Below are 20,003 nucleotides of genomic sequence, written 5' to 3'. Positions count from 1 at the left end.
TCGATCCAGCGCATGTCCTCGTCGCTCGCCTTGACCACGTCGCACCGCTCGATCAGGCGGTCGATGCGGCCTCGGGCGATGTCGTCGTCCTCGATCAATGCCGGCCGTACGTTCGGATCGAACGTGATGGTTGCCGACGGGTGATAGGTGTCCAGCAGCGCAGCGGTCGCCCGGCAACCCGGTTCGAGCACGGTCGCGATCGACCCGGCATGCGCCACCAGCGGCGGCGCCACCTCCGGCGTCCCGCTCAGCTGCCAGTCGATGTCGAACGTATAAGACGCTGAGCCGTTCGCGTCCAGCGTGGCCAGCGCCGTCGGTGTGCGCTCGGCGCTGATGCTGCCCGAAACAAGGTCTACGCCAGAGCTTTTCACGTAGTCGGCGATCCGGCGGCCGCGCGGATCGTTGCCGATGTGAGTGAGGAACTCCGCGCCGCGGCCTAGCCGGGCCAGACCCACCGCCACGTTGAGCGGGCTGCCGCCGACATGTTCGCCGATGATCTCGCCGTCACGCTCGACGATGTCGATCAACGCCTCGCCGATGACAAGGGCCCGCTGCGGGCTGCCGGGAGCGCTCACGGCGTCTCCTTTCGCAGCAGGTTCTCCAGCGTCGCGCGAGCACCATCGCGGTGCAGCGAATCGAGTGCCCACAAATACGCCTCGACAAACCGTGGCTGGCTCGCGAGATCGCCAAAGACCTCGGTGTTTTCGATGAACGCTGTCGGGTTGTCGCGCTGCGAACGGGCCAGCGGCACCAAGGTGTCCGCCAGCTGATCCTGGACGTCGATGGGCTGGCCCTGCTCGTCGACGCCCTCGGCATAGCGCGCCCAGCTGGCGACGGTCGCCGCGGCCAGCCGGATCGGCGCACCGGTCTTCAGGTTCTCCCTGATCACTGGAATCAGCCATTTCGGGATGCGGTCCGACGAACCGAAGCACAGCCGGGCGACGGTGTCCTTGACGCCGGGGTTGGCGAACCGCTCGATCAGCGTTCGCTTGTAATCAGGCAGATCGATACCGGGAACCGGCTTCAGCGTCGGAGTCGCCTCCGAATCCATGTACTGACGCAGGAATTCGGCCAACAGCGGATCGCCCGCGGCGTCGTGCACCAATCGATAACCCGCCAAATACGCGAAGTAGCACAGGCATTGATGACTGGCGTTGAGCAGCCGCAGCTTCATCAGTTCGTACGGCGTCACGTCGTCGACCAGCAACACATCGACGTCCTCGAGCGGCGGGCGGCCGTCGGAGAAGTCGTCCTCGAGCACCCATGACGTAAACGGCTCGGCCGCCACCGGCCACCGATCCTGCACGCCGAATTCCCTTTCGACGTCGGCGATCACGTCGGGGGTGGTGACCGGCGTGATCCGGTCGACCATCGAGTTGGGGAACCGGGTGTGCGTGTGCATCCACTCGCCAAGCCCGGGGTACACCCGATCGGCGTATGTGGTGAACGCCTGCCGGGCCACCTCGCCGTTACCCTCAATGTTGTCGCACGACACGATCGTCGGTGACGCGTTGCCGCGGTCGCGGCGCCGAGCCAACGCCGCGGCCACCAGACCGAAAACGTTCACCCCGTCACCCAGGTTGTCGATGTTGTAACCGCCCTCGGTGATGGTCAGCGAAATAATCCGGGTGCTTGGCGCGGCTAGCAGCTCGATCACCGCATCAGGATCGTCTGGCGCGTAGCGGTAGTCGACGATCGATCCGATCACCCGGGCTTCGCGGGCGCCGTCCGGGTTCTCAAGAAGCAGCGTGTACAACCCGTCCTGGGCTGCCATCACCTCGGCCATCTTGTGGTCGGCGGGCATGATGCCGACGCCACAAATGCCCCAATCGGCGGCCAGCCCCTTCTCCAGCAGCCGGTCGATGTACATGGCCTGGTGCGCACGGTGAAAGCCACCGACACCGAAATGCACTATGCCGACACCGATTTCGTCGCGGTTGTAGCTGGGCTTGGAAATCGGTATCTGCGCCAACGTCTTGTTGCCGAGCTTCATGACACAGCCACCACCGTTTTCACGCTACCCGGCATGCGGTCGGAGTCCAGGGCCTCGGCGGCCTTCTCCAGCGGGAAGCGCGCCGTCACCATTGCGTCGAGGTCGACGCGTCCGGCCTCGACGAGCGCGATCGCCGTCGGCCACGTGTTCGCATACCGGAACACCCCCGTGAGGACCAATTCGCGGTTCTGGATCAGCTGTGTCGGCAGCTCCATCGATTCGGCGCCCGAGCCGACTAGCACGACTCTGCCCGCAGGCCGCACCGCCCGGATGCCGGCGACGACCGCCGCAGGGGCACCGGACGCGTCGACGAACGCGTCCACGCCCAAGTCGCCGATGTGCTGTTGGGTGGGGTCCAGCACCGTCGTCGCCCCGAACGCCGTCGCCCGCTGACGGCGGGACTCATCGGGATCGCTGACCACGACGTCGGTGGCGCCGTATGCCCGCGCAAGCTGCGCGACCACGATGCCGATCGGTCCCGCCCCGGCGATCAGCACCCGCGACCCGCCTTCGATGCCGGCCTTGCGGATCGCGGCGATGCCCACCGACAACGGCTCGCACAGCGCGGCGGCGTCATCGGACATCGCGTCGGGCACCGGGTGGGCGAACGACGCGCCGATGGTCACGTAGTCGCACAACGCGCCGTCGACCGGCGGCGTGGCGAAGAACCGCATGTGCGGACACAGGTTGTAGTGGCCGCGGCGGGTTTCCTCACTGTTCGGGTCCGGCCGCTGCGGTTCGATCGACACCCGTTGACCGATGCGATCGGGATCGACCGATTCGCCGACGCCCACGATGGTTCCCGCGGCCTCGTGGCCGAGGACCAGCGGCGCATCGACGACGAAGCTGCCCAAGCGGCCGTCTCGGTAGTAGTGCGTGTCCGAACCGCAGACGCCCACCGACGAGACGCGTATCAGCACGTCACCGGGCCCCGGCGTCGGTATCGGCCGCTCCTGGGTTTCGATTCGGCCCGGTTCGACCAGGACAGCGGCCCGCATTCGGGCTTCCGGCGAGACTGTTGTGTGCGTCACACTGCCATGCTAACGTGATGAGCATCTACTCGCATCCCTGAGCAAATGCTCACGGTCCGGCAGTCAACCTGGGAGGGATTCGTGGCGACACCGACGTCGAACGGCAAGGCTCCGGGGGCGATCGCGGCCCAGGCCATGCCGGTGACGCGTGATCGCGCCTCGACCCCAGAAGATCTCCGGCTGGCGTTGCGCGCTGCCACGCTCTACTACCTCGACGGCCTCACTCAGGCCGAGATCGCATCGCGGCTCGGCGTCTCACGGCCGACGGCGGGCCGACTGGTCGCACGGGCCAAGGCCAAGGGATTGGTGCGCATCGAGGTGGTCGTCCCGCAGGACCTGCGTGACGATCTGCACGCCGACGAGGAGCGCGAGCTCGAGCACCGCTTCGGTCTGACCGAAGCGGTAGTCGCCGGGCACGGAGTCGACATCGGCGCCCCCGGCCGCCCCGCGGCGTTCGCCAGTGTCGGCCGTGCCGCGGCCGCCCTGTTGATGCGCCGACTGTCACCGACCGACGTCCTCGGATTCACCTGGGGCCCCGAGCAGGTCGCAGTCGCCACGGCCCTGGCTCCAGGCATAGCGAGCTGCCAGACCGTGGTGCAACTCGACGGCGCGATGTCGTCGGCCGCCTACCAGACCGGCACGGAGTTCATCCTGGGCCGCTGCGCAGATGTCTTGCGGGCCACCACCATCCGCTTGCCGGCACCGCTGTACGCCGATCCGTCGACCGTCGCCTCCATGCGCAGCGACTCGCTGATATCGCGAACGCTGGAGGCCGGTCGACGCGCTGATGTCATGCTGTTCGGCGTCGGCGCGGTGTCGACATCGACGACGCTGTTCGAAGGCAGCTTCCTGGACACCCGGATGCTCGACGAGCTCATCACGCTGGGTGCCGTTGGGGAGATCGGCGGCCGGTTCTTCGACGCCGACGGCACTCCGGTCGACACCGAACTCCAGCAGCGCGCGGTATCGGTACCGCTGGAAGACATTCGGACCTGCGCGAAAACCATCCTGATCTCCAGCGGCGCGGCCAAGCACCGCGCCACCCTCGGCGCACTTCGCGGCAAGTTGGCGAGGCTCCTGGTTTGCGATATCGACTGTGCCCGTTGGCTATTGGACCAAGAGAAGTGAGGTATAAGGTGAAAGCGCAACGCAGAGCTCTGCACCGACTGGCGGTGTGCGTGGCCGCTGCGGCCCTGGCGTTCACGGCCGGTTGTGCAGGCGCAGGCAGCCTGGGATCTTCGGACGACGAGGTGACCATCGCCCTTGTCTCCAACTCGCAGATGACGGACGCCCAGAAGTTGTCGACGGAGTTCGAGTCCGCCAATCCCGGCACGAAGCTGAAGTTCATCACTCTGTCGGAGAACCAGGCGCGCGCCAAGATCACGATGTCGACCGCGATGGGAGGCAGTGAGTTCGACGTCGTGATGATCAGCAATTTCGAAACACCGCAGTGGGCCAGAGACGGTTGGCTCCTCAACCTTTCGGACTACGCGAAGAACACTCCGGGCTACGACGAGAACGACTTCATCCCCTCCCTGCGGGACTCGCTGTCCTACGAGGGCAACATGTATTCCGTCCCGTTCTACGGCGAGTCGTCGTTCCTGATGTACCGCAAAGACCTCTTCGAGCAGGCGGGGATCAAGGTCAACCAGGATCCGAACTACCAGCCCCAGTGGCAAGAGGTCGCACAGTGGGCGGAGCAGCTGAAGACCGCTGACCGCGCGGGAATCTGCCTGCGCGGCAAGCCTGGCTGGGGCGAAGTATTGGCCCCGCTCGACACGGTGATCAACACCTTCGGCGGGCGCTGGTTCGACGAGAGCTGGAACGCGCAACTCAACAGCCCCGAAGTGAGCAAGGCCGTCAACTTCTACGTCGACCTGATCAACAAGGCAGGCGAACTCGGAGCGTCGTCGACGGGATTCCAGGAGTGCGCCAACCTGTTCGGTCAGGGTCAGACGGCCATGTGGTACGACGCGACGTCGGCGGTCTCGGTGCTCGAGGATCCCGAGACGTATCCGGATCTTGTCGGCAAGATCGGCTACCTGCCCGCTCCGATCGTCGAGAAGCCCAACTCGGGATGGCTCTACACCTGGTCGCTGGGAATCCCGAAGAGCGCCAAGAACCCTGACGGCGCGTGGAAGTTCATCTCGTGGATGACCGACAAGGACTACATGAAGCTGGTCGGCGAGAAGCTGGGCTGGGCCCGCGTCCCACCGGGCAGCCGCACGTCGACGTATACGGATCTGCCTGAGTACGAGGCGATCTCGAAGTCATACGGGCCGCTGACACTTCGGTCGATCGAAAATGCGACCCCGAACAAGCCCACGGTGCAACCGGTTCCGTACACCGGGGTGCAGTTCGTCGGGATCCCGGAGTTCCAGGATCTCGGGACACGGGTGAGCCAGCAGATCAGCGCGGCGATCGCCGGACAGAAGTCGGTGGACGACGCGCTCGCCCAAGCACAGGAATACGCCGAGGTCGTCGGCCGGACATACCAGGAGAAGTGATGACCGTTACCGCTGATACCCAGACCGACGCCGGTCAAGAGGCAGCAGTGGCCGAACGGGTCCGCAAGATCCGGGAACGCCAAGACGTCGGCGTGAGCCGCGCGGAGGGCTGGCGCAGGCGCGGACCGCTGCTACCGGCGCTGATCTTCATGATCGTCGTCACCCAGATCCCGTTCGTGTTCACGCTGTACTACTCGACGTTGTCGTGGAACCTGGTTCGCCCCGGTTCGCGTCAATTCGTCGGGCTGAGCAACTACATCGCGGTCGTCAAGGACTCGCAGTTCTGGACGGTCGCCCTCAACACCGTCGTCCTGATCGTCGTCGTCGTGTTGGTGTCGGCGTTCCTCGGCTTGTTGCTGGCGTTGCTGCTGGACCGTGCATTCCTCGGACGTGGCGTCGTTCGGACACTGCTGATCACCCCGTTCCTCGTGACACCCGTTGCGGCGGCGCTGATCTGGAAGACGACCATCCTCGATCCCAACAATGGCATCTTGAACTGGGTGCTATCGCTGGTGGGGATCGGTCCGGTGGACTGGATCGGCCAGTTCCCGTTGACCATGGTGATGGTCGTACTGATCTGGCAGTGGACGCCGTTCATGATGTTGCTGATTCTCGCCGGCCTTCAGTCGATGCCTCGCGACATCCTGGAGGCCGGTCGAGTCGACGGTGCGGGCGCGTTTCAACTCTTCCGCGAGTTGACGTTGCCCCACCTTCGCCGCTTCATCGAACTGGGTGTGGTGCTCGGCGCGATCTATCTGGTCAACACGTTCGACGCCATCTACATGATGACGCAGGGCGGCCCGGGTATCGCGAGCGCGAACCTGCCGTTCTACATCTACCAGCGAGCGTTCCTCGGCTTCGACATGGGGCAGGCGGCGGCCTATGCCGTGGTGGTGGTGATCTTCACGATGATCATCGCCAGCTTCGCGCTCCGGCTGATCTTCAAGTCATTCTCCGGGAAGGAAGAGGCGGCCTAGTCATGACAACAACAGTTGAGAAGGTTACGGAGACAACGGCTCCGGCCACAGCATCGAAGAAGAAGAGCCGCGAGTTCAGCCCGTGGGCTGTGGTTGCCTGGATCGTCGGACTCGGGTTCTTCTTTCCGGTGTTCTGGATGGTGCTGACGTCCTTCAAGCAGGAGGGTGACGCGGCGACCAGTCCGCCGACGCTGTTCTTCACTCCGACCTTGGATCAGTACGGGAAGGTCTTCGATCAGGGCATCGGTCCTGCGATGCTGAACTCGGTTTGGGCCACCGGTATTTCGACACTTCTGGTGCTGCTGCTGGGCACACCCGCGGCGTTCGCGTTGTCGCTGCGGCCTGTGCGCAAGACGCAGGACGCCCTGTTCTTCTTCATGAGCACCAAGATGCTGCCCATCGTGGCGGCGATCCTGCCGCTTTACGTGATCGTGTCCAACATCGGTCTGCTGGACAATATCTGGGCGCTGGTGATCCTCTACACCTCGATGAACCTGCCGATCGCGGTCTGGATGATGCGGTCGTTCTTCCTCGAGGTGCCCGGCGAACTGCTCGAGGCGGCCAGCCTCGACGGCGCCAGCCTGTGGCGGTCGGTGCGGGAAGTGATCCTGCCGTTGGTGTCGCCGGGTATCGCGGCCACGGCGCTGATCTGCGTGATCTTCGCGTGGAACGAGTTCTTCTTCGCGGTGAACCTCACCGCGGTGAACGCGCAGACCATGCCGGTGTACCTCGTCGGATTCATCGCCGGTGAGGGTCAGTACTGGGCCGTGTTGTCGGCGGCCGCAACCATGGCCGCGCTGCCCGTGATCCTGTGCGGGTGGTTCGCCCAAAACAAGCTGGTGCGCGGACTTTCGTTCGGCGCGATCAAGTAGAGGAGCTATAACCAATGGCCGCAATCACCTACAAGAACGCCTCGTGCATCTATGAGGGTTCGGACAAGCTCGCGGTTGACGCGCTCAACCTCGACATCCAAGACGGCGAATTCGTCGTCCTGGTCGGGCCGTCCGGTTCGGGCAAGAGCACCGCGCTGCGCATGCTGGCCGGACTCGAGGACATCGACGAGGGTGCCATCGAGATCGGCGGCAAGGACATGACGGGTGTGCCGTCCAAGGACCGCGACATCGCGATGGTGTTCCAGAACTACGCGCTGTACCCGAACAAGACAGTCGCCGAGAACATGGGCTTCGCGCTGAAGTTGCGAGGCGTGTCCTCCGATGAGCGGCGCCGCAAGGTCGAAGAGGCGGCGAAGATCCTGGATCTCACCGAATTCCTGGACCGCAAGCCCGCCAAGCTGTCCGGCGGTCAGCGTCAACGTGTGGCGATGGGCCGCGCTATCGTGCGTGAGCCGCAGGTGTTCTGCATGGATGAGCCGCTGTCGAATCTGGATGCGAAGCTGCGCGTGCAGACGCGCACCCAGATCGCCGCCCTACAACGACGGCTCGGCACCACCACCGTCTACGTCACCCACGACCAGGTCGAGGCCATGACCATGGGTGACCGGGTTGCGGTGTTGCGCTTCGGAAAGCTGCAGCAGTTCGCCTCGCCCAACGAGTTGTACGACAAGCCGGAAAATGCCTTCGTCGCCGGGTTCATCGGATCGCCCGCCATGAACTTGGTGAAGCTTCCGGTCACCTCTGACGGCGTCAAGATCGGTGACTCGACACTGGAACTCGAGCGCGACCTCATGACCAAGTTGAGCGACGCGGGCCTGTCGGAGGTCACCTTCGGAATCCGACCCGAGCAACTCGACCTCACCGATTCGGGCGGCGTGGAGGTCGTCGTCGACCTGGTCGAAGACCTCGGTAGCGAGGCGTACGTGTACACACACGCGGGCTCCGGTGTGGAGTTGGTGGCGCGGTGCAACCCGCGCACGGCGCCGAAGTTGGCCGACACGGTGCGGCTGCGCAGGCATCCCGAAGGGGTGGTCCACCTGTTCCACCCGGAAACCGGCGAACGCATCAACTAGATGGGCGCCGAGTTCTGCACCAGCGTCGTCAAAACGGCGAAATCACGACGCTCGCGCAGATTTCGACGACGGTGGTGTCCAACCTCGCCGTGAGAACGCCTGGCGGACGCGGTGAAGCGTGTACAGCCTCGAGTGTTCCTTGACTACGTGAAGGTCGATCCACCCCTGGCCGTCGACCAACTCGGCCCGCCCGATGTCGTGCACATACGTGCGGCGATCCCTGCTGTGATGAATCCCGTCGTAGTCGAGGCCGACCTTGGGCTCGTCGTAACCCATGTCGATGAACGCTTCGTTGTACCCGTCGCTGACCCTTATCTGTGTTCGCGGAGCGGGTAGGCCGGCGTCGATGAGCATGAGGCGCAGGCGGCTTTCTTCCGGCGACTCGGCACCACTGTCCATCAAGGCGAGAGCGTGCTGTGCCCGTCGGATGCCCCTCGCGCCGCGATATCTGCCGATCAACGCGATCGTGTCGGCGGCGGTGACGCCCGTGGCCGCCGCGAGTGCGTCAAGGTGCGGCACAGCGACGTCTCGGCGTAGGTGCCGGCCGATGTCCACGGCGGTGCGCGCCGGTGTCGTGACGGCCAACTCGCCGACGTAGGTGATCTCGTCAGCCGCGATCCGCTCCTCATGGACGATCACGCCCGGGCGGCGGCGCGTGTGTTCCGCGATCACTTCGATCGGCGTCGACGCGTCGATCCATTTCGCCCCGTGCAGCGCCGCGGCCGCCCGCCCCGCGATCACACCCTTGCGGCCGGTCCACAACCATGCCGCGAGGATGTGCATGTCAAGGGTCGCAGCGGCGTCTTTCGCGACGTACACGCGAGGGTGCGCGCGCAGGTAGTTCCAGCGCAATTGGCTTTCCGTGAGGATGCCCGCGCGGATGGCGTCCGGGCCGAGAAACGGTTGCGACATAGCCGGATCGTGTCTGTGCGACCCGACAAGTCGACGCCGTCGTCGGCGAGTTCTGCACCACCGCTGTGGATAACGCCGAAATCACGACGGTGGTGCAGAAATCGGCGAACGCATCAACTAGGTGACGGGTGCGTTGCCTGGGTCGACACCACTGGGCAGTTCGGGGCTGACGCCCGAGCCGTGGGTGAAGATCTGGTGCGCCATCTCCCTGCAGTTGTTGTCCATCGGCGTCTGGTCGCCCGAGCAGTAGGGCACGAGGTCCTGCGGATCCGCGCCGGCGTGTGGCGCCGCGATGAGCGCGGCCGCGGCGAGCAGGCATGCTGCGAGGATTCTCGTCACTAATCCAAGGTAGCAGCGGGTATACGTTCGTACTGTGGATCGATACGGCCGGGTGAAACTGACCAATCCGGACAAGGTGCTGTACCCGGCGACTGGTACGACCAAAGCTCAAGTATTCGACTACTACGTCGGCATTGCCGAGGTGATGATTCCGCACATCGCCGGTCGCGCCGTTACCCGCAAGCGCTGGCCAAACGGCGTGGACGAATCGTCGTTCTTCGAGAAGCAACTCGCGTCGTCAGCGCCGGACTGGTTGCCGCGCGGCACGATCGTGCACAAGTCGGGCACCACCACCTACCCCGTCGTCGACACGGTCGAAGGCGTGGCGTGGTTGGCGCAGCAGGCATCGCTTGAGGTGCACGTGCCGCAATGGCGGTTCGTTGGCGAGCATCCCGGACCGGCGACCCGCCTGGTGTTCGACCTGGATCCCGGCGAAGGCGTCAAGATGAAGCAGCTGTGTGAGGTGGCCAAGGAAGTCAGGGACCTGATGTCTGACATCGGGTTGACGACGTATCCGCTCACCAGCGGCAGCAAGGGTCTGCATCTGTACGCCCCGCTCGAAGAACCCGTCAGCTCGCAAGGCGCCGTCGTGCTGGCCAAACGCGTTGCGCAGCAACTGGAAAAGGCAATGCCCAAGCTCGTCACGTCGACCATGACAAAAAGCTTGCGGTCGGGAAAGGTGTTCCTGGACTGGAGCCAGAACAACGCGTCGAAGACCACCATCGCGCCGTATTCGCTTCGCGGACGCGAACATCCGACAGTCGCCGCACCACGCACGTGGGACGAGATCGCCGATCCGAAACTGCGGCATCTGCGTTTCGACGAGGTGCTGGCCCGTGTCGATGAGATGGGTGACCTGTTGGCGCCGCTGGACGAGGCTGTGCCCACTGCGGACAAGCTGACCACGTACCGCAGCATGCGCGATGCGTCGAAGACGCCCGAGCCGGTGCCCGCGAAGCCACCGAAGGCCGGAGATGACAATCGCTTTGTCATCCAGGAGCATCACGCGCGGCGGCTGCATTACGACCTGCGCCTCGAGCGCGACGGCGTGCTGGTGAGCTGGGCGGTGCCGAAGAACCTGCCCGACACCCCTTCGGTCAACCATCTTGCCGTGCACACCGAGGACCATCCGCTGGAGTATCTGACGTTTCACGGGACCATCCCGGCGGGGGAGTACGGCGCAGGGAAGATGATCGTCTGGGACACCGGTACGTACGAGATCGAGAAGTTCAACGACAACCCTCCCGATGGTCCTGAGAAAGGCGGAGAGGTCATCGTCACCCTGCATGGGACAAAAATCGACGGCCGGTATGCGCTGATTCAGACCGACGGCAAGAACTGGCTGGCGCACCGGATGAAGGAGCAAACCCGCCCGCAGGCAGGAGATCTCGCGCCGATGCTGGCGACCGAGGGTTCGGTCGAAAGGCTGAAGGCGACGCAATGGTCGTTCGAGGGCAAGTGGGATGGGTACCGCGTCATAGTTGACGCGAATCACGGCAAGCTGACATTGCGTTCACGGCGCGGTCGCGACGTCACCGGGGAGTATCCTCAATTCGCAGCGCTGGCAGCCGATCTCGCGGACCATCACGTGATTCTCGACGGCGAAGCAGTTGCACTCGATGACAAGGGTGTGCCGAGTTTCAGCGAGATGCAGAACCGGGCGCGCTCCACCCGCGTCGAGTATTGGGCGTTCGACATCCTCCATCTCGACGGCCGGTCGTTATTGCGGGCCAAGTACTCGGACCGGCGCCGCCTGCTCGAGGCGTTGGCGGAAGCCGGCGGGCTGATAGTCCCCGACCCGTTGCCCGGTGACGGGCCCGAGGCGCTGGAGTACGCCCGCAAGCAGCGTTGGGAAGGGGTTATCGCCAAGAAGCGGGATTCCACGTATCAGCCGGGCCGGCGGTCGTCGTCATGGATCAAGGACAAGATCTGGTGCACGCAGGAGGTGGTGATCGGCGGCTGGCGGCAAGGGGAGGGCGGCCGGTCCAGCGGCATCGGGGCACTGATGCTCGGTATTCCCGAAGATGGCGGCCTGCACTTCGCCGGCCGCGTCGGTACAGGCTTTACCGAGAAGGAGCTGACCAAGCTCAAGGGCATCCTCAAACCGCTACACACCGACGAATCTCCTTTCAACACAAGGCTTCCCAACGTCGACGCCAAGGGTGTGACGTTTGTGCGGCCCGAGCTCGTCGGCGAGGTGCGCTACAGCGAGCGAACAAGCGATGGCCGGTTGCGTCAGCCGAGTTGGCGCGGATTGCGTCCGGACAAGTCTCCCGACGAAGTCGTCTGGGAGGGAGTGGGTTAGCCCGCGTTCAACGAGCACTTGCTCAGCTCGTTGAGGTACTCCGTGATCGCGTCGCGATTGCCGGTGAGGAAGTCGATGCGGTCGGTCATGCGGTCACGTTCACGTGCCAGGACCGCGATGATCTCAGGTGTCGCATCGGCGAAATGTATTTCGCGCGGGGCCTTCAGGCACGGAAGAACCTGCTTGATCACCCTGGTGGGCAATCCCGCGTGCAGCAATCCGCGAATACGGATGATCTGGTCGACAAACCGCTCGTCGTATTCTCGGTAGCCGTTTGCTGATCTTTTCGGAACGATAAGACCTTGCTCCTCGTAATACCGCAGCAGACGCCGGGATACGCCAGTGCGTAGCGCAAGTTCTCCGATGCGCATATGGCCTACCTCACGAGAAAGTTCATTGACCTTCACATTGATGTGAAGGTTTCAGTATGGGGCATGCAGAATCAACTCTTCACCTACACCCCCATCACAGAGCGACCGCGCCTGCAGTGGCCGGATGGCGCACGCATAGCGTTCTACGTCGGACTCAACGTCGAACACTTCGAGGTCGACCGCCCGTCGACAAGCATCCACCCCGACACCGTCGACCTCGTCCCCGACCCGCTGAACTATGGATGGCGGGATTACGGTGCGCGAGTGGGCATCTGGCGGCTCATCGACATATTCGACCGCTACGGCATTCGCCCCAGCGTCCTGCTCAATTCGGATGTGGCCGAACACTATCCGCAGATCATCGACGCCGGCCGGGCGCGTGGCTGGGCCTGGCTCGCGCACGGCAAGAACAACTCCACCTTGCACTCCGGAATGAAAGCGGACGAAGAACGCGCCTACCTGCGCGACGTGATGTCGACCATCGAAGAGGCAACCGGCCAACGCCCGAACGGTTGGCTGGGCCCTGCGCTTAACGAGACTTTTCAGACCCCGCGGCTGCTCGCCGAGCTTGGTGTGCAATACATCCTCGACTGGACGAACGACGACCAGCCCTACGCGTTGAACGTCCCCGAAATGCTCAGCGTCCCATACTCCATCGAGCTCAATGACATCCCGCTCTTCGTCGGGAAGAGCCTGCGCGGTGCCGACTTCCGGCAGATCATCGAAGATCAACTCGATCAGCTGTACGCCGATTCCGAGCACAGCGGCAGGGTGATGGCGTTGGCACTGCATCCGTTCGTCACCGGCCAGGCCTTCCGGACGAAGTATCTCGACGAGGCGCTCGCCTACGTCGTCAACCATCCCGGTGTCTGGGCCACCACATCCGACGAGATAGCCGCGCATTACCTGCGAACGATTAAGCAACACAGTCCTTAACCGCGGCTGTACCGCAGCGTCTCGAGTCGGTCGCAGGCGCTCCGATGTGCGCGATCTCCATCGCGTTTGCCCGGTCAAAGAACCCATCTCCGGTGGCGACCGGATTCGCGCGCGAGAACGAATCGTGAATCCTGCGTATGTGGTGCTGGGGGAGGGCTTTGCTAGGTACCTTTGGGGCGAAGTATTCACATTTCAGGGGAGGACGATTGAACTATGTCGGGCGGGATAGCGTCTGAGCTGGCAGCCGCCGGGTTCGAGGACGCCGTCGAAGTAGGCCGCGGTGGCGGTGGAGTGGTGTATCGCTGCCGCCAGAAGTCTCTCTCGCGAAGTGTCGCCATCAAGGTTCTTGCGTCCGACCTCGAGGACGATGACCGGGAACGTTTTCTTCGTGAGGGCTACGCGATGGGAGCGCTTTCCGGCCACCCGAACATCGTGAACATCCTGCAGGTCGGCGTAACCGAAAGTCACCGTCCGTTCATAGTGATGCCCTACCACGCAGCGGGTTCCCTCGCGGAGCGCCTCCAACGTGAGGGCAGGATCGCCTGGCCGGAGGCATTGCGCATCGGCGTGAAGTTGTGCGGGGCGCTGGAAACCGCGCATCGGACAGGCACACTGCACCGCGATATCAAGCCCGCGAATGTGCTCTTCAACGACTACGGCGAACCGCAACTGAGCGACTTCGGGACCGCGCGCATCGCCGGTGGATACAAAACGATGACCGGCTTCTTCACCGGTACCCTCTCGTACACCGCTCCCGAGGTGCTTGAGGGCAATCCGCCGACGGTCGCGGCCGACATGTACTCCCTCGGCGCCTCGATTTACGCGCTGATCGCCGGGCATCCACCGCACGAGCGCAAGACCGGCGAGGATCTGATCGCGCACTATCTGCGCATCACTTCGACGCCGGTGCCGGACCTGCGTCCTGCGGGAATCCCCGCCGATGTGTGCGCCGCGATCGAGAAGGCGATGTCGCGTGAGCCGGGCGCACGACAGGCGTCGGCGGCGGAGTTCGGCCGTGAATTGCAGTTGGCACAACGGCACAACGGTTTGACAGCGGATCCGATGGCGCTCAGTGAGCCCGGCGATCAGCCAGAGCAGACGGGAGGCACGCAAGCGCTTCCGTTGTCGGAGTCTCTGGACCATCCCGATTCGCCGCAAGCAGCTTCCGTCCGTCCGAGCGTGCCAGTCCCGACAACGCCACCGCCGGACCCGGGCATGTTCGCGCACACCGCGTCGGTCAGCCAATCAAGCCTGCCTTGGCAAGTCCCGCCCGTGCCGGCGCCCGATTCATCGACGACCGCCACTCCGAAAGGTAAGGGTCGCAAGAGGGTCCTGATCGCTTCTGCCGCCGCTGCGGCGGTAGTGCTGCTGGTGATCAGCGGTGTCTTCATAGCCACGTCGACGCGCGACACCAGCGGTGGTGGGGGTGCCCTCTCTGATCCAACCGCGGAAGTGGAAGCGCCGCCTGCATGGAAGCCGATCGCGGATGCGCGCGTCGCCCGCGAGGCGGTGGCAGTCACCGAGGCCGACGGCACGATCTGGGTTTTCGGCGGCATGGGGACCGGCAACCGCGTCAGCGCAGACCACGAGGGCTACGACCCTGCCATCGACAGCTGGAAGGGCGGCGAGGACCTGCCCGTTCCCGTGCAGCACGCGATGGCGGTGACGTGGCAGGAGAACCCGGTCGTACTCGGCGGTTGGCGCACACAGGGCGCCGACGCAAGAGTCGCGACCGATCAGGTGTGGCGGGTGGTCAACGGTCGCTGGACGGAACTGCCGCCGCTGTTGCAGCCAAGGGCGGCGGCAGCGGCCGCCGTGGTCGGTGATCGAATCGTCGTCACCGGTGGTGTGGACGCAGGCGGCAGGCTGCTGAACACCACCGAGATCTTCGACGGCACCTCGTGGAAGCTCGGCGCCCCCATCCCCACCCCGCGACAGATGTTGGGTGCGGCGTCAGACGGCAAGCTGGTGTATGTCCTCGGCGGGACGAACGGGACCTCCGACCTGGCGGCAGTCGAGACGTATGACCCGGCGGCCGACACGTGGACGAGCTTGCCCGAACTTCCGGGGCGACGAAGCGACTTCGGCGTGGCATACGCCGATGGACGGCTGGTGGTGGTGGGGGGCATGTCGGCGGACCAGCCCCTCAAGAGCGTTGTTGCACTCGATCTCCTGGTGCGATCGTGGAATGGGTTGCCGGACTTGGTAACTGCGCGCCATGGCATGGCGGTCGCCGCCGTGGGGAAGACCGTCTATGCGATCGGCGGGTCGACCGGTGTCGGCGATGGCCAAGTCACGTCGTCGGCGGAGGCCCTGAAGCTCGCACCGCGCAAACCCCAGCCCGCGGCGGAATGGCGCTCCCTACCGGATGCGCCGACTGCGAGGTTGATGATGGCTTCGACGGTGCTCGACGGAAAAATCTGGGTCGCAGGCGGTATGCGCGAGGGCGAGACGCTCCAAACTGTGGAGAGCTACGACCCGCAGACGGGAGTGTGGCAACCGCAACCTCCGCTGCCGATACCGCTGCATCACGCGACGGCGGCAACATATCGCGGCGAGGTCGTCGTCATCGGGGGTGCCACCGAGGTCATCGCGGAGGCGTCGAACAAGGTCTTCGGCTTCCGCGACGGAAAGTGGACAGAACTTCCGCCCCTTCAACATGCCCGGGCCGCGGGCGCGGCAGCGGTCGTCGGTGACAATCTCGTGGTCGTCGGCGGGCAGAACGACAAACAGCTCGTCCCACAGACCGAAGTATTCGACGGGAAATCTTGGACGCAGGCAGCTGACCTCCCGACTCCGCGCGAACATTTGGCCGCGGTGTCGGACGGCGTCAATGTGTACGCGGTCGGCGGGCGGGCTCTGACTGCCGACGAGAACTCGGCGGCGTTGGAGCGGTATGACCCTGCGTCAGGGAGCTGGGAAAAGCTGGCGGACATGCCTTCTGCGCGCGGCAGCTACGGCGCTACATTCATTGATGGCCGGATCGTGGCCGTCGGCGGCGAGGAACCGACGCGCGTGCTGCCCACGGTCGAGATGTACGACATCTCCAACGGAAAATGGAACACGGTGACGCCGATGGGGACTCCGCGTCACGGCCAAGCGGTAGCGGCAGTTGACTCGGCTATCTATTGCATCGGGGGTGCCGATCGGCCGTCCCACGAGGGGCCTATCGCTACTGTCGAGGCCCTGGATTTCACGTAGCTGGGTTGCGCAGCTGGGCGATCGTGACAGCTCCGCGCCGAAGCGCTTCGTTGGCCAGACGGACGCGGCGGTCGCCCTCGGCGGGGATGGCGAACTTGTCGTACAGGTTCTGCAGATGCTGCTTGACCGCTGCCTCGGTGACGAACAGCTCGCCCGCCATCTGCCGAACCGATACAGGCTCGGGAAATGGGTCGTCGGAGACCAAAGGCCGGCACAACACCAAGAGCACATCGAATTCGCGCCGAGTCAGACGCGGCGGAAGCTGGGCGGCGTCGGGCACGATTGTTGCTTCATCAGCGGGTTCGTCAGCTTGCCGTGCGTGCTGGAAGACCAGCCGTGACTTGCCCAGTCGCAGCTCGTCTCCAGAACGCAGAACGCGCTCCGCTTCGATCTTTTCCCCGTTGACATAGGTGCCGTTGCGGCTGCCCATATCGCGTATCGACCAGGCAGAGCCGTGATTCTCGATGATCGCGTGCAAGCGAGAGACGGTTGGGTCGTGCTCGAGCGGCACCGTGTTTGTCGAGGCCTTACCGAGAGTCACCCGGTCGCCGCTCAGTGGGACCAGCTCCCGTCCCGACGGCTTCCAGACTTCCAGGTGGCAAGACATGTGGACCTCCTATCCGCGCAATTCTCACCCAGCTAGGGCGACTGGGTGACTTTCTTCGCGAAGCGGACGACCCGCGTGGCCGGTGCTGATTCCATCAGAGTTGGCCACGGCCAGTCGCTACGGTCCCGCCCGCGGGGCGCCTTCAGGAAAGCGAGCCCCAGCACCAGGCCGAAGATCAGGTGCCCGACCAATGTGATCGTGACCGTGGCGATGTTCAGGTCGAACATCATTTCTTCGCCACGCGGCAGCAGGGCGACGGTTGCCATCAGTCCCGCCCAGGTGGGGAAGACGGCGAAGACAACAGAGGCGAGCACCGCGTAGACGCTCTTCCACCGGTCGATGCCCACCGCGTAGGCGACGACGAAAAAGGCGACACCCAACCCGCCGGCATCGCCGATGTACCGCCATACGTAGCCGACCGCCGCGCTGCCTGCGGTATCCGGTTCGCCCGTGACGAAAGACCCCATCACGGGAATGAAATCTCCCATCAGTCCCAGGACATGCACGGCGAACAGCCGGGCTCCGTCGTAGACGATGCACGCGACCATGCCGGCGATCAGGCCACGGCCGACGATCATGTCGGTCCGATGTGGTGTGAACACGACGAGCGCCGCCAGTACAGCGGTCAGCGCGATGACCGCCACCGATGTGGTGCTCTGCGAGACCAAGCCGGACACGTCGACCGAGATCCCCAGGATCGGCATCGACGCCAGCAACATCACCAACCCCATCCGCGCGATCTCCCACTTGGTCGGCTTGCGCTGGATGGTGCTCAGGTCGGCGTAGCGTTGCCGCACTGTGTTGGCGACCGTGCCGATGACCGGCAGGTCGAGAGGGCGCATCCGCATTGTCTTGCCGTCAAAAGCGCTGACTGCCTTCGGCAGCTTCTTTGTCAGTAGGTCGGCCGAGCGCATCCGCACTGTCTTGGCCTCGTCGACGATGACCGTGTTCGGCAGCGGCTTTGCCGGCAGGTCGCCGGGGCGCAGCCGCACGGTTTCTTCGTGAGCCGGCCGAGTGCCACCAGTCGGTGCTGTCGCGAGCATGGCGCTTCCTAATGTCGATTGATTTCCAGGAGGGCGACATTCATAGTCGCGATCCCGTCGTCACCGCGAAATCGCTGGGAAGTCAGATTTTCAGCGGTCGATGGGAAGAGTTTCCTACCCCCCAGGTAAGTCCCCGGTTAAGCGCGATGTTTGCGGGGTAGCCCCTAGCGTCGGCGCAACACACGTGCCGCGACCTCCAAGGGGGAGAAATGCACAGATTTGGCATCAGCATGCGACGCGGAGCTCTGCGGGTACTCGCGGCCGGCGCGCTTGGTGGAGTGGTCGCAGCGACGATCGCGCTTCCGAGCGCTTCGGCTCAGCCCCAGTGCACTGCGGCAGGGCTGAGCGACGCGCTGGGCACGGTTTCGACGGCGACAGGTGCGTATCTCGCCGCTCATCCCGGTGCGAATGACGTCGTGACCAACGCTGGTTCGATGTCACCGCAGGACGGTGAGAACTCGATTCGGATGTACTTCGCTGCCCATCCGCAGGAGTGGTCCGACCTGCAAGGCATTGCACGCCCCTTGGCCAATTTGCGACAGCAGTGCAACGTGGATGTGGCACCCGCACAGATCGCACGACTGTTCGACGCGATGGCCTCATAGCCGACGCTCTAATCCTTTAAGCCTCGACGGGTTACCAGTCTGCCGAATAGTGCTGCTGCGCTGAGGATCACGAGCACCGCGATGCACAGGTAGGCCACGGTGTCGCCGATCCTGGAGTAGATCGTGGCGACGCCTCGTGTCGGCACGTCGGCCACCATCGTCAGCGCTGGCGTCGTGAAGTAGTCGGCGGTGGCCAGCGGTTGCCCGAGATGGTCCACCGCGACGGAGATTCCGTTGCCAGTCGGACGCACCATCGTGACACCGTTCTCGACGGCCCGGAATGTCGCTGCGCGGGCATGTATCTCATCGACCGGTTGCCAGTCGTTGGACGGCACCAGCAGGATGTCCGATCGCGCCTGACCTGCTTGGCGAACCAGCGCCGGGAAGTCCGCGTCGAAGCAGATGATCGTGGCGAGCCGGCCGTAGGGCGTATCGACCGTCGGGATCACGCCAGGCCCCGGCGCAAATACCTCGGCATCACCAAGAGGGTGGATCGCTTTGTAGTAGTTCTGCACGACGTTGCCTGCGGGGTCGATCAGGACGGCGCGGTTCTCCGCGAAAGGGTAATGCTCGGTGCTCAGTTCGACGATCAACCCCAGTTGCAAGTAGATATGTTCTTCGCGTGCAAGGACTTCCGCTCGGCGGATCAGCGCGGCCTCGTCTTCCTTGCGCACGAACGCAGCTGCTTCCGCCCAGCTGACAATCCTTGCCCCTGCTTGGGCTTCCCGGCGCGTCCGCGCCAACAGATCGTCGATCGCCGGGCCGTGCTGGTCGCTATCCCACAGGGCCCGGTCAGCGGCCAGTGCCGCGATGCGCACGGTCGGAACTGTCGGTTGAAAGAATGCCAGTCGAACGCTGCCGAGGAGCAGCGCCAGCAGCAGTACCGCCGTCAGTGGAATGATGCTCGAACACGCTGTGGCCCAATTGAATTCGCGTTCCCAAATCTCATTGACCACCGGCGCGAGCCACATGATGAGGAAGACCATGCCCCAAATGCCGGTGATCGACGCCATTTGGGTGAACGGAAGGAAGCCGAACTGGCTGTAGGCGATCGAGCCGAGAGTGCCGAGCGACGTCAACCCGAATGCCCAGTCCAGCACCACAGCCGTCGCTGGGAAGATCAGTGTGCGGGCCCAACCCGGTACCCGCCGCGTAAGCGCGGTATCGGCGACATATGGGAGCACGCCGAATGCCCCGCCCAGGGCGTAAA

Annotated in this window: 18 protein-coding genes and 1 pseudogene; 9 read left to right on the top strand and 10 right to left on the bottom strand. The window is 64.4% G+C overall.

The annotated features are described in order from the left end of the window. The 3 genes from VFH65_RS18910 to VFH65_RS18900 all read right to left on the bottom strand — a co-directional run. Positions 1–575: PfkB family carbohydrate kinase (locus tag VFH65_RS18910; RefSeq protein ID WP_353323511.1), on the bottom strand; the 575-nt coding region annotated here is incomplete at its 3' end. Then, positions 572–1,993, bottom strand: a complete 1,422-nt coding sequence (locus VFH65_RS18905) for a mannitol dehydrogenase family protein (protein WP_353323510.1) — start codon at positions 1,991–1,993, stop codon at positions 572–574. The genes VFH65_RS18905 and VFH65_RS18910, both read right to left, overlap by 4 nt. Then, complete coding sequence (locus VFH65_RS18900; RefSeq protein WP_353323514.1) at positions 1,990–2,991, bottom strand: NAD(P)-dependent alcohol dehydrogenase; 1,002 nt, start codon at positions 2,989–2,991, stop codon at positions 1,990–1,992. Before VFH65_RS18900 ends, VFH65_RS18905 begins: the two co-directional genes overlap by 4 nt. A 168-nt stretch (positions 2,992–3,159) precedes the next feature. Here VFH65_RS18900 and VFH65_RS18895 point away from each other — a divergent pair, with 168 nt between their 5' ends. From VFH65_RS18895 to VFH65_RS18875, 5 genes are read left to right on the top strand one after another with little or no spacing between them, the layout of a single operon-like run. Beyond that, positions 3,160–4,152, top strand: a complete 993-nt coding sequence (locus tag VFH65_RS18895) for a sugar-binding transcriptional regulator (protein ID WP_353323513.1) — start codon at positions 3,160–3,162, stop codon at positions 4,150–4,152. Between the two features lie 8 nt (positions 4,153–4,160). Further along, positions 4,161–5,531 (top strand): ABC transporter substrate-binding protein, encoded by a 1,371-nt coding sequence (locus tag VFH65_RS18890; protein ID WP_353323509.1) that lies wholly within the window; start codon positions 4,161–4,163, stop codon positions 5,529–5,531. Beyond that, on the top strand, positions 5,531–6,508 hold the full coding sequence (locus VFH65_RS18885) for a carbohydrate ABC transporter permease (protein WP_353323508.1): 978 nt from the start codon (positions 5,531–5,533) through the stop codon (positions 6,506–6,508). The genes VFH65_RS18890 and VFH65_RS18885 overlap by 1 nt, the downstream gene beginning before the upstream one ends. 2 nt (positions 6,509–6,510) lie before the next feature. Then, a complete protein-coding gene (locus VFH65_RS18880) occupies positions 6,511–7,380 on the top strand; it encodes a carbohydrate ABC transporter permease (RefSeq protein WP_353323507.1) in 870 nt (289 codons plus the stop codon). A 14-nt stretch (positions 7,381–7,394) separates the two neighbouring features. Continuing rightward, on the top strand, positions 7,395–8,474 hold the full coding sequence (locus VFH65_RS18875) for an ABC transporter ATP-binding protein (protein WP_353323506.1): 1,080 nt from the start codon (positions 7,395–7,397) through the stop codon (positions 8,472–8,474). Between the two features lie 42 nt (positions 8,475–8,516). Here VFH65_RS18875 and VFH65_RS18870 read toward each other — a convergent pair whose 3' ends face one another. Both VFH65_RS18870 and VFH65_RS18865 read right to left on the bottom strand, forming a co-directional pair. Further along, entirely contained in the window at positions 8,517–9,386 is an 870-nt protein-coding gene (locus VFH65_RS18870; RefSeq protein WP_353323505.1) for a hypothetical protein, read from the bottom strand. A 117-nt stretch (positions 9,387–9,503) separates the two neighbouring features. Continuing rightward, on the bottom strand, positions 9,504–9,725 hold the full coding sequence (locus VFH65_RS18865; RefSeq protein WP_353323504.1) for a hypothetical protein: 222 nt from the start codon (positions 9,723–9,725) through the stop codon (positions 9,504–9,506). Positions 9,726–9,759: 34 nt separating this feature from the next. Between VFH65_RS18865 and VFH65_RS18860 the strand changes: the two genes are divergently transcribed. Further along, positions 9,760–12,030: an ATP-dependent DNA ligase gene (locus tag VFH65_RS18860; RefSeq protein WP_353323503.1), complete on the top strand. Its 2,271-nt coding sequence runs from the start codon at positions 9,760–9,762 to the stop codon at positions 12,028–12,030. Here the strand turns inward: VFH65_RS18860 and VFH65_RS18855 are convergent. Beyond that, entirely contained in the window at positions 12,027–12,401 is a 375-nt protein-coding gene (locus VFH65_RS18855) for a MerR family transcriptional regulator (RefSeq protein WP_353323502.1), read from the bottom strand. The genes VFH65_RS18860 and VFH65_RS18855 overlap by 4 nt on opposite strands. A gap of 63 nt (positions 12,402–12,464) precedes the next feature. On the opposite strand from VFH65_RS18855, the gene VFH65_RS18850 reads away from it, so the two are divergent. Beyond that, positions 12,465–13,337, top strand: coding sequence for a polysaccharide deacetylase family protein (locus tag VFH65_RS18850; protein WP_353323501.1), 873 nt, complete (start codon positions 12,465–12,467; stop codon positions 13,335–13,337). 213 nt (positions 13,338–13,550) lie between these two features. Continuing rightward, positions 13,551–16,538: a Kelch repeat-containing protein gene (locus VFH65_RS18845; protein WP_353323500.1), complete on the top strand. Its 2,988-nt coding sequence runs from the start codon at positions 13,551–13,553 to the stop codon at positions 16,536–16,538. Here VFH65_RS18845 and VFH65_RS18840 read toward each other — a convergent pair. Together VFH65_RS18840 and VFH65_RS18835 are read right to left on the bottom strand one after the other, a co-directional pair. Continuing rightward, a complete protein-coding gene (locus VFH65_RS18840) occupies positions 16,531–17,145 on the bottom strand; it encodes an FHA domain-containing protein (protein ID WP_353323499.1) in 615 nt (204 codons plus the stop codon). The genes VFH65_RS18845 and VFH65_RS18840 overlap by 8 nt on opposite strands. 32 nt (positions 17,146–17,177) lie before the next feature. Further along, complete coding sequence (locus tag VFH65_RS18835) at positions 17,178–18,188, bottom strand: hypothetical protein (RefSeq protein WP_353323498.1); 1,011 nt, start codon at positions 18,186–18,188, stop codon at positions 17,178–17,180. Positions 18,189–18,397: 209 nt separating this feature from the next. On the opposite strand from VFH65_RS18835, the gene VFH65_RS18830 reads away from it, so the two are divergent. Continuing rightward, positions 18,398–18,793: a heme-binding protein gene (locus VFH65_RS18830; RefSeq protein ID WP_353323497.1), complete on the top strand. Its 396-nt coding sequence runs from the start codon at positions 18,398–18,400 to the stop codon at positions 18,791–18,793. A gap of 8 nt (positions 18,794–18,801) precedes the next feature. Here the strand turns inward: VFH65_RS18830 and VFH65_RS18825 are convergent, their stop codons facing one another. Together VFH65_RS18825 and VFH65_RS32080 are read right to left on the bottom strand one after the other, a co-directional pair. Beyond that, positions 18,802–19,641, bottom strand: a complete 840-nt coding sequence (locus tag VFH65_RS18825; protein ID WP_414688451.1) for a nitrilase-related carbon-nitrogen hydrolase — start codon at positions 19,639–19,641, stop codon at positions 18,802–18,804. Between the two features lie 171 nt (positions 19,642–19,812). Further along, positions 19,813–19,977, bottom strand: a pseudogene (locus VFH65_RS32080) (hypothetical protein); the annotation flags it as partial. Positions 19,978–20,003 lie beyond the last annotated feature (26 nt).

The organism is Mycobacterium sp., from assembly GCF_035697385.1.
GTDB lineage: Bacteria > Actinomycetota > Actinomycetes > Mycobacteriales > Mycobacteriaceae > Mycobacterium.
This window is presented reverse-complemented; position numbering and strand designations above follow the sequence as displayed.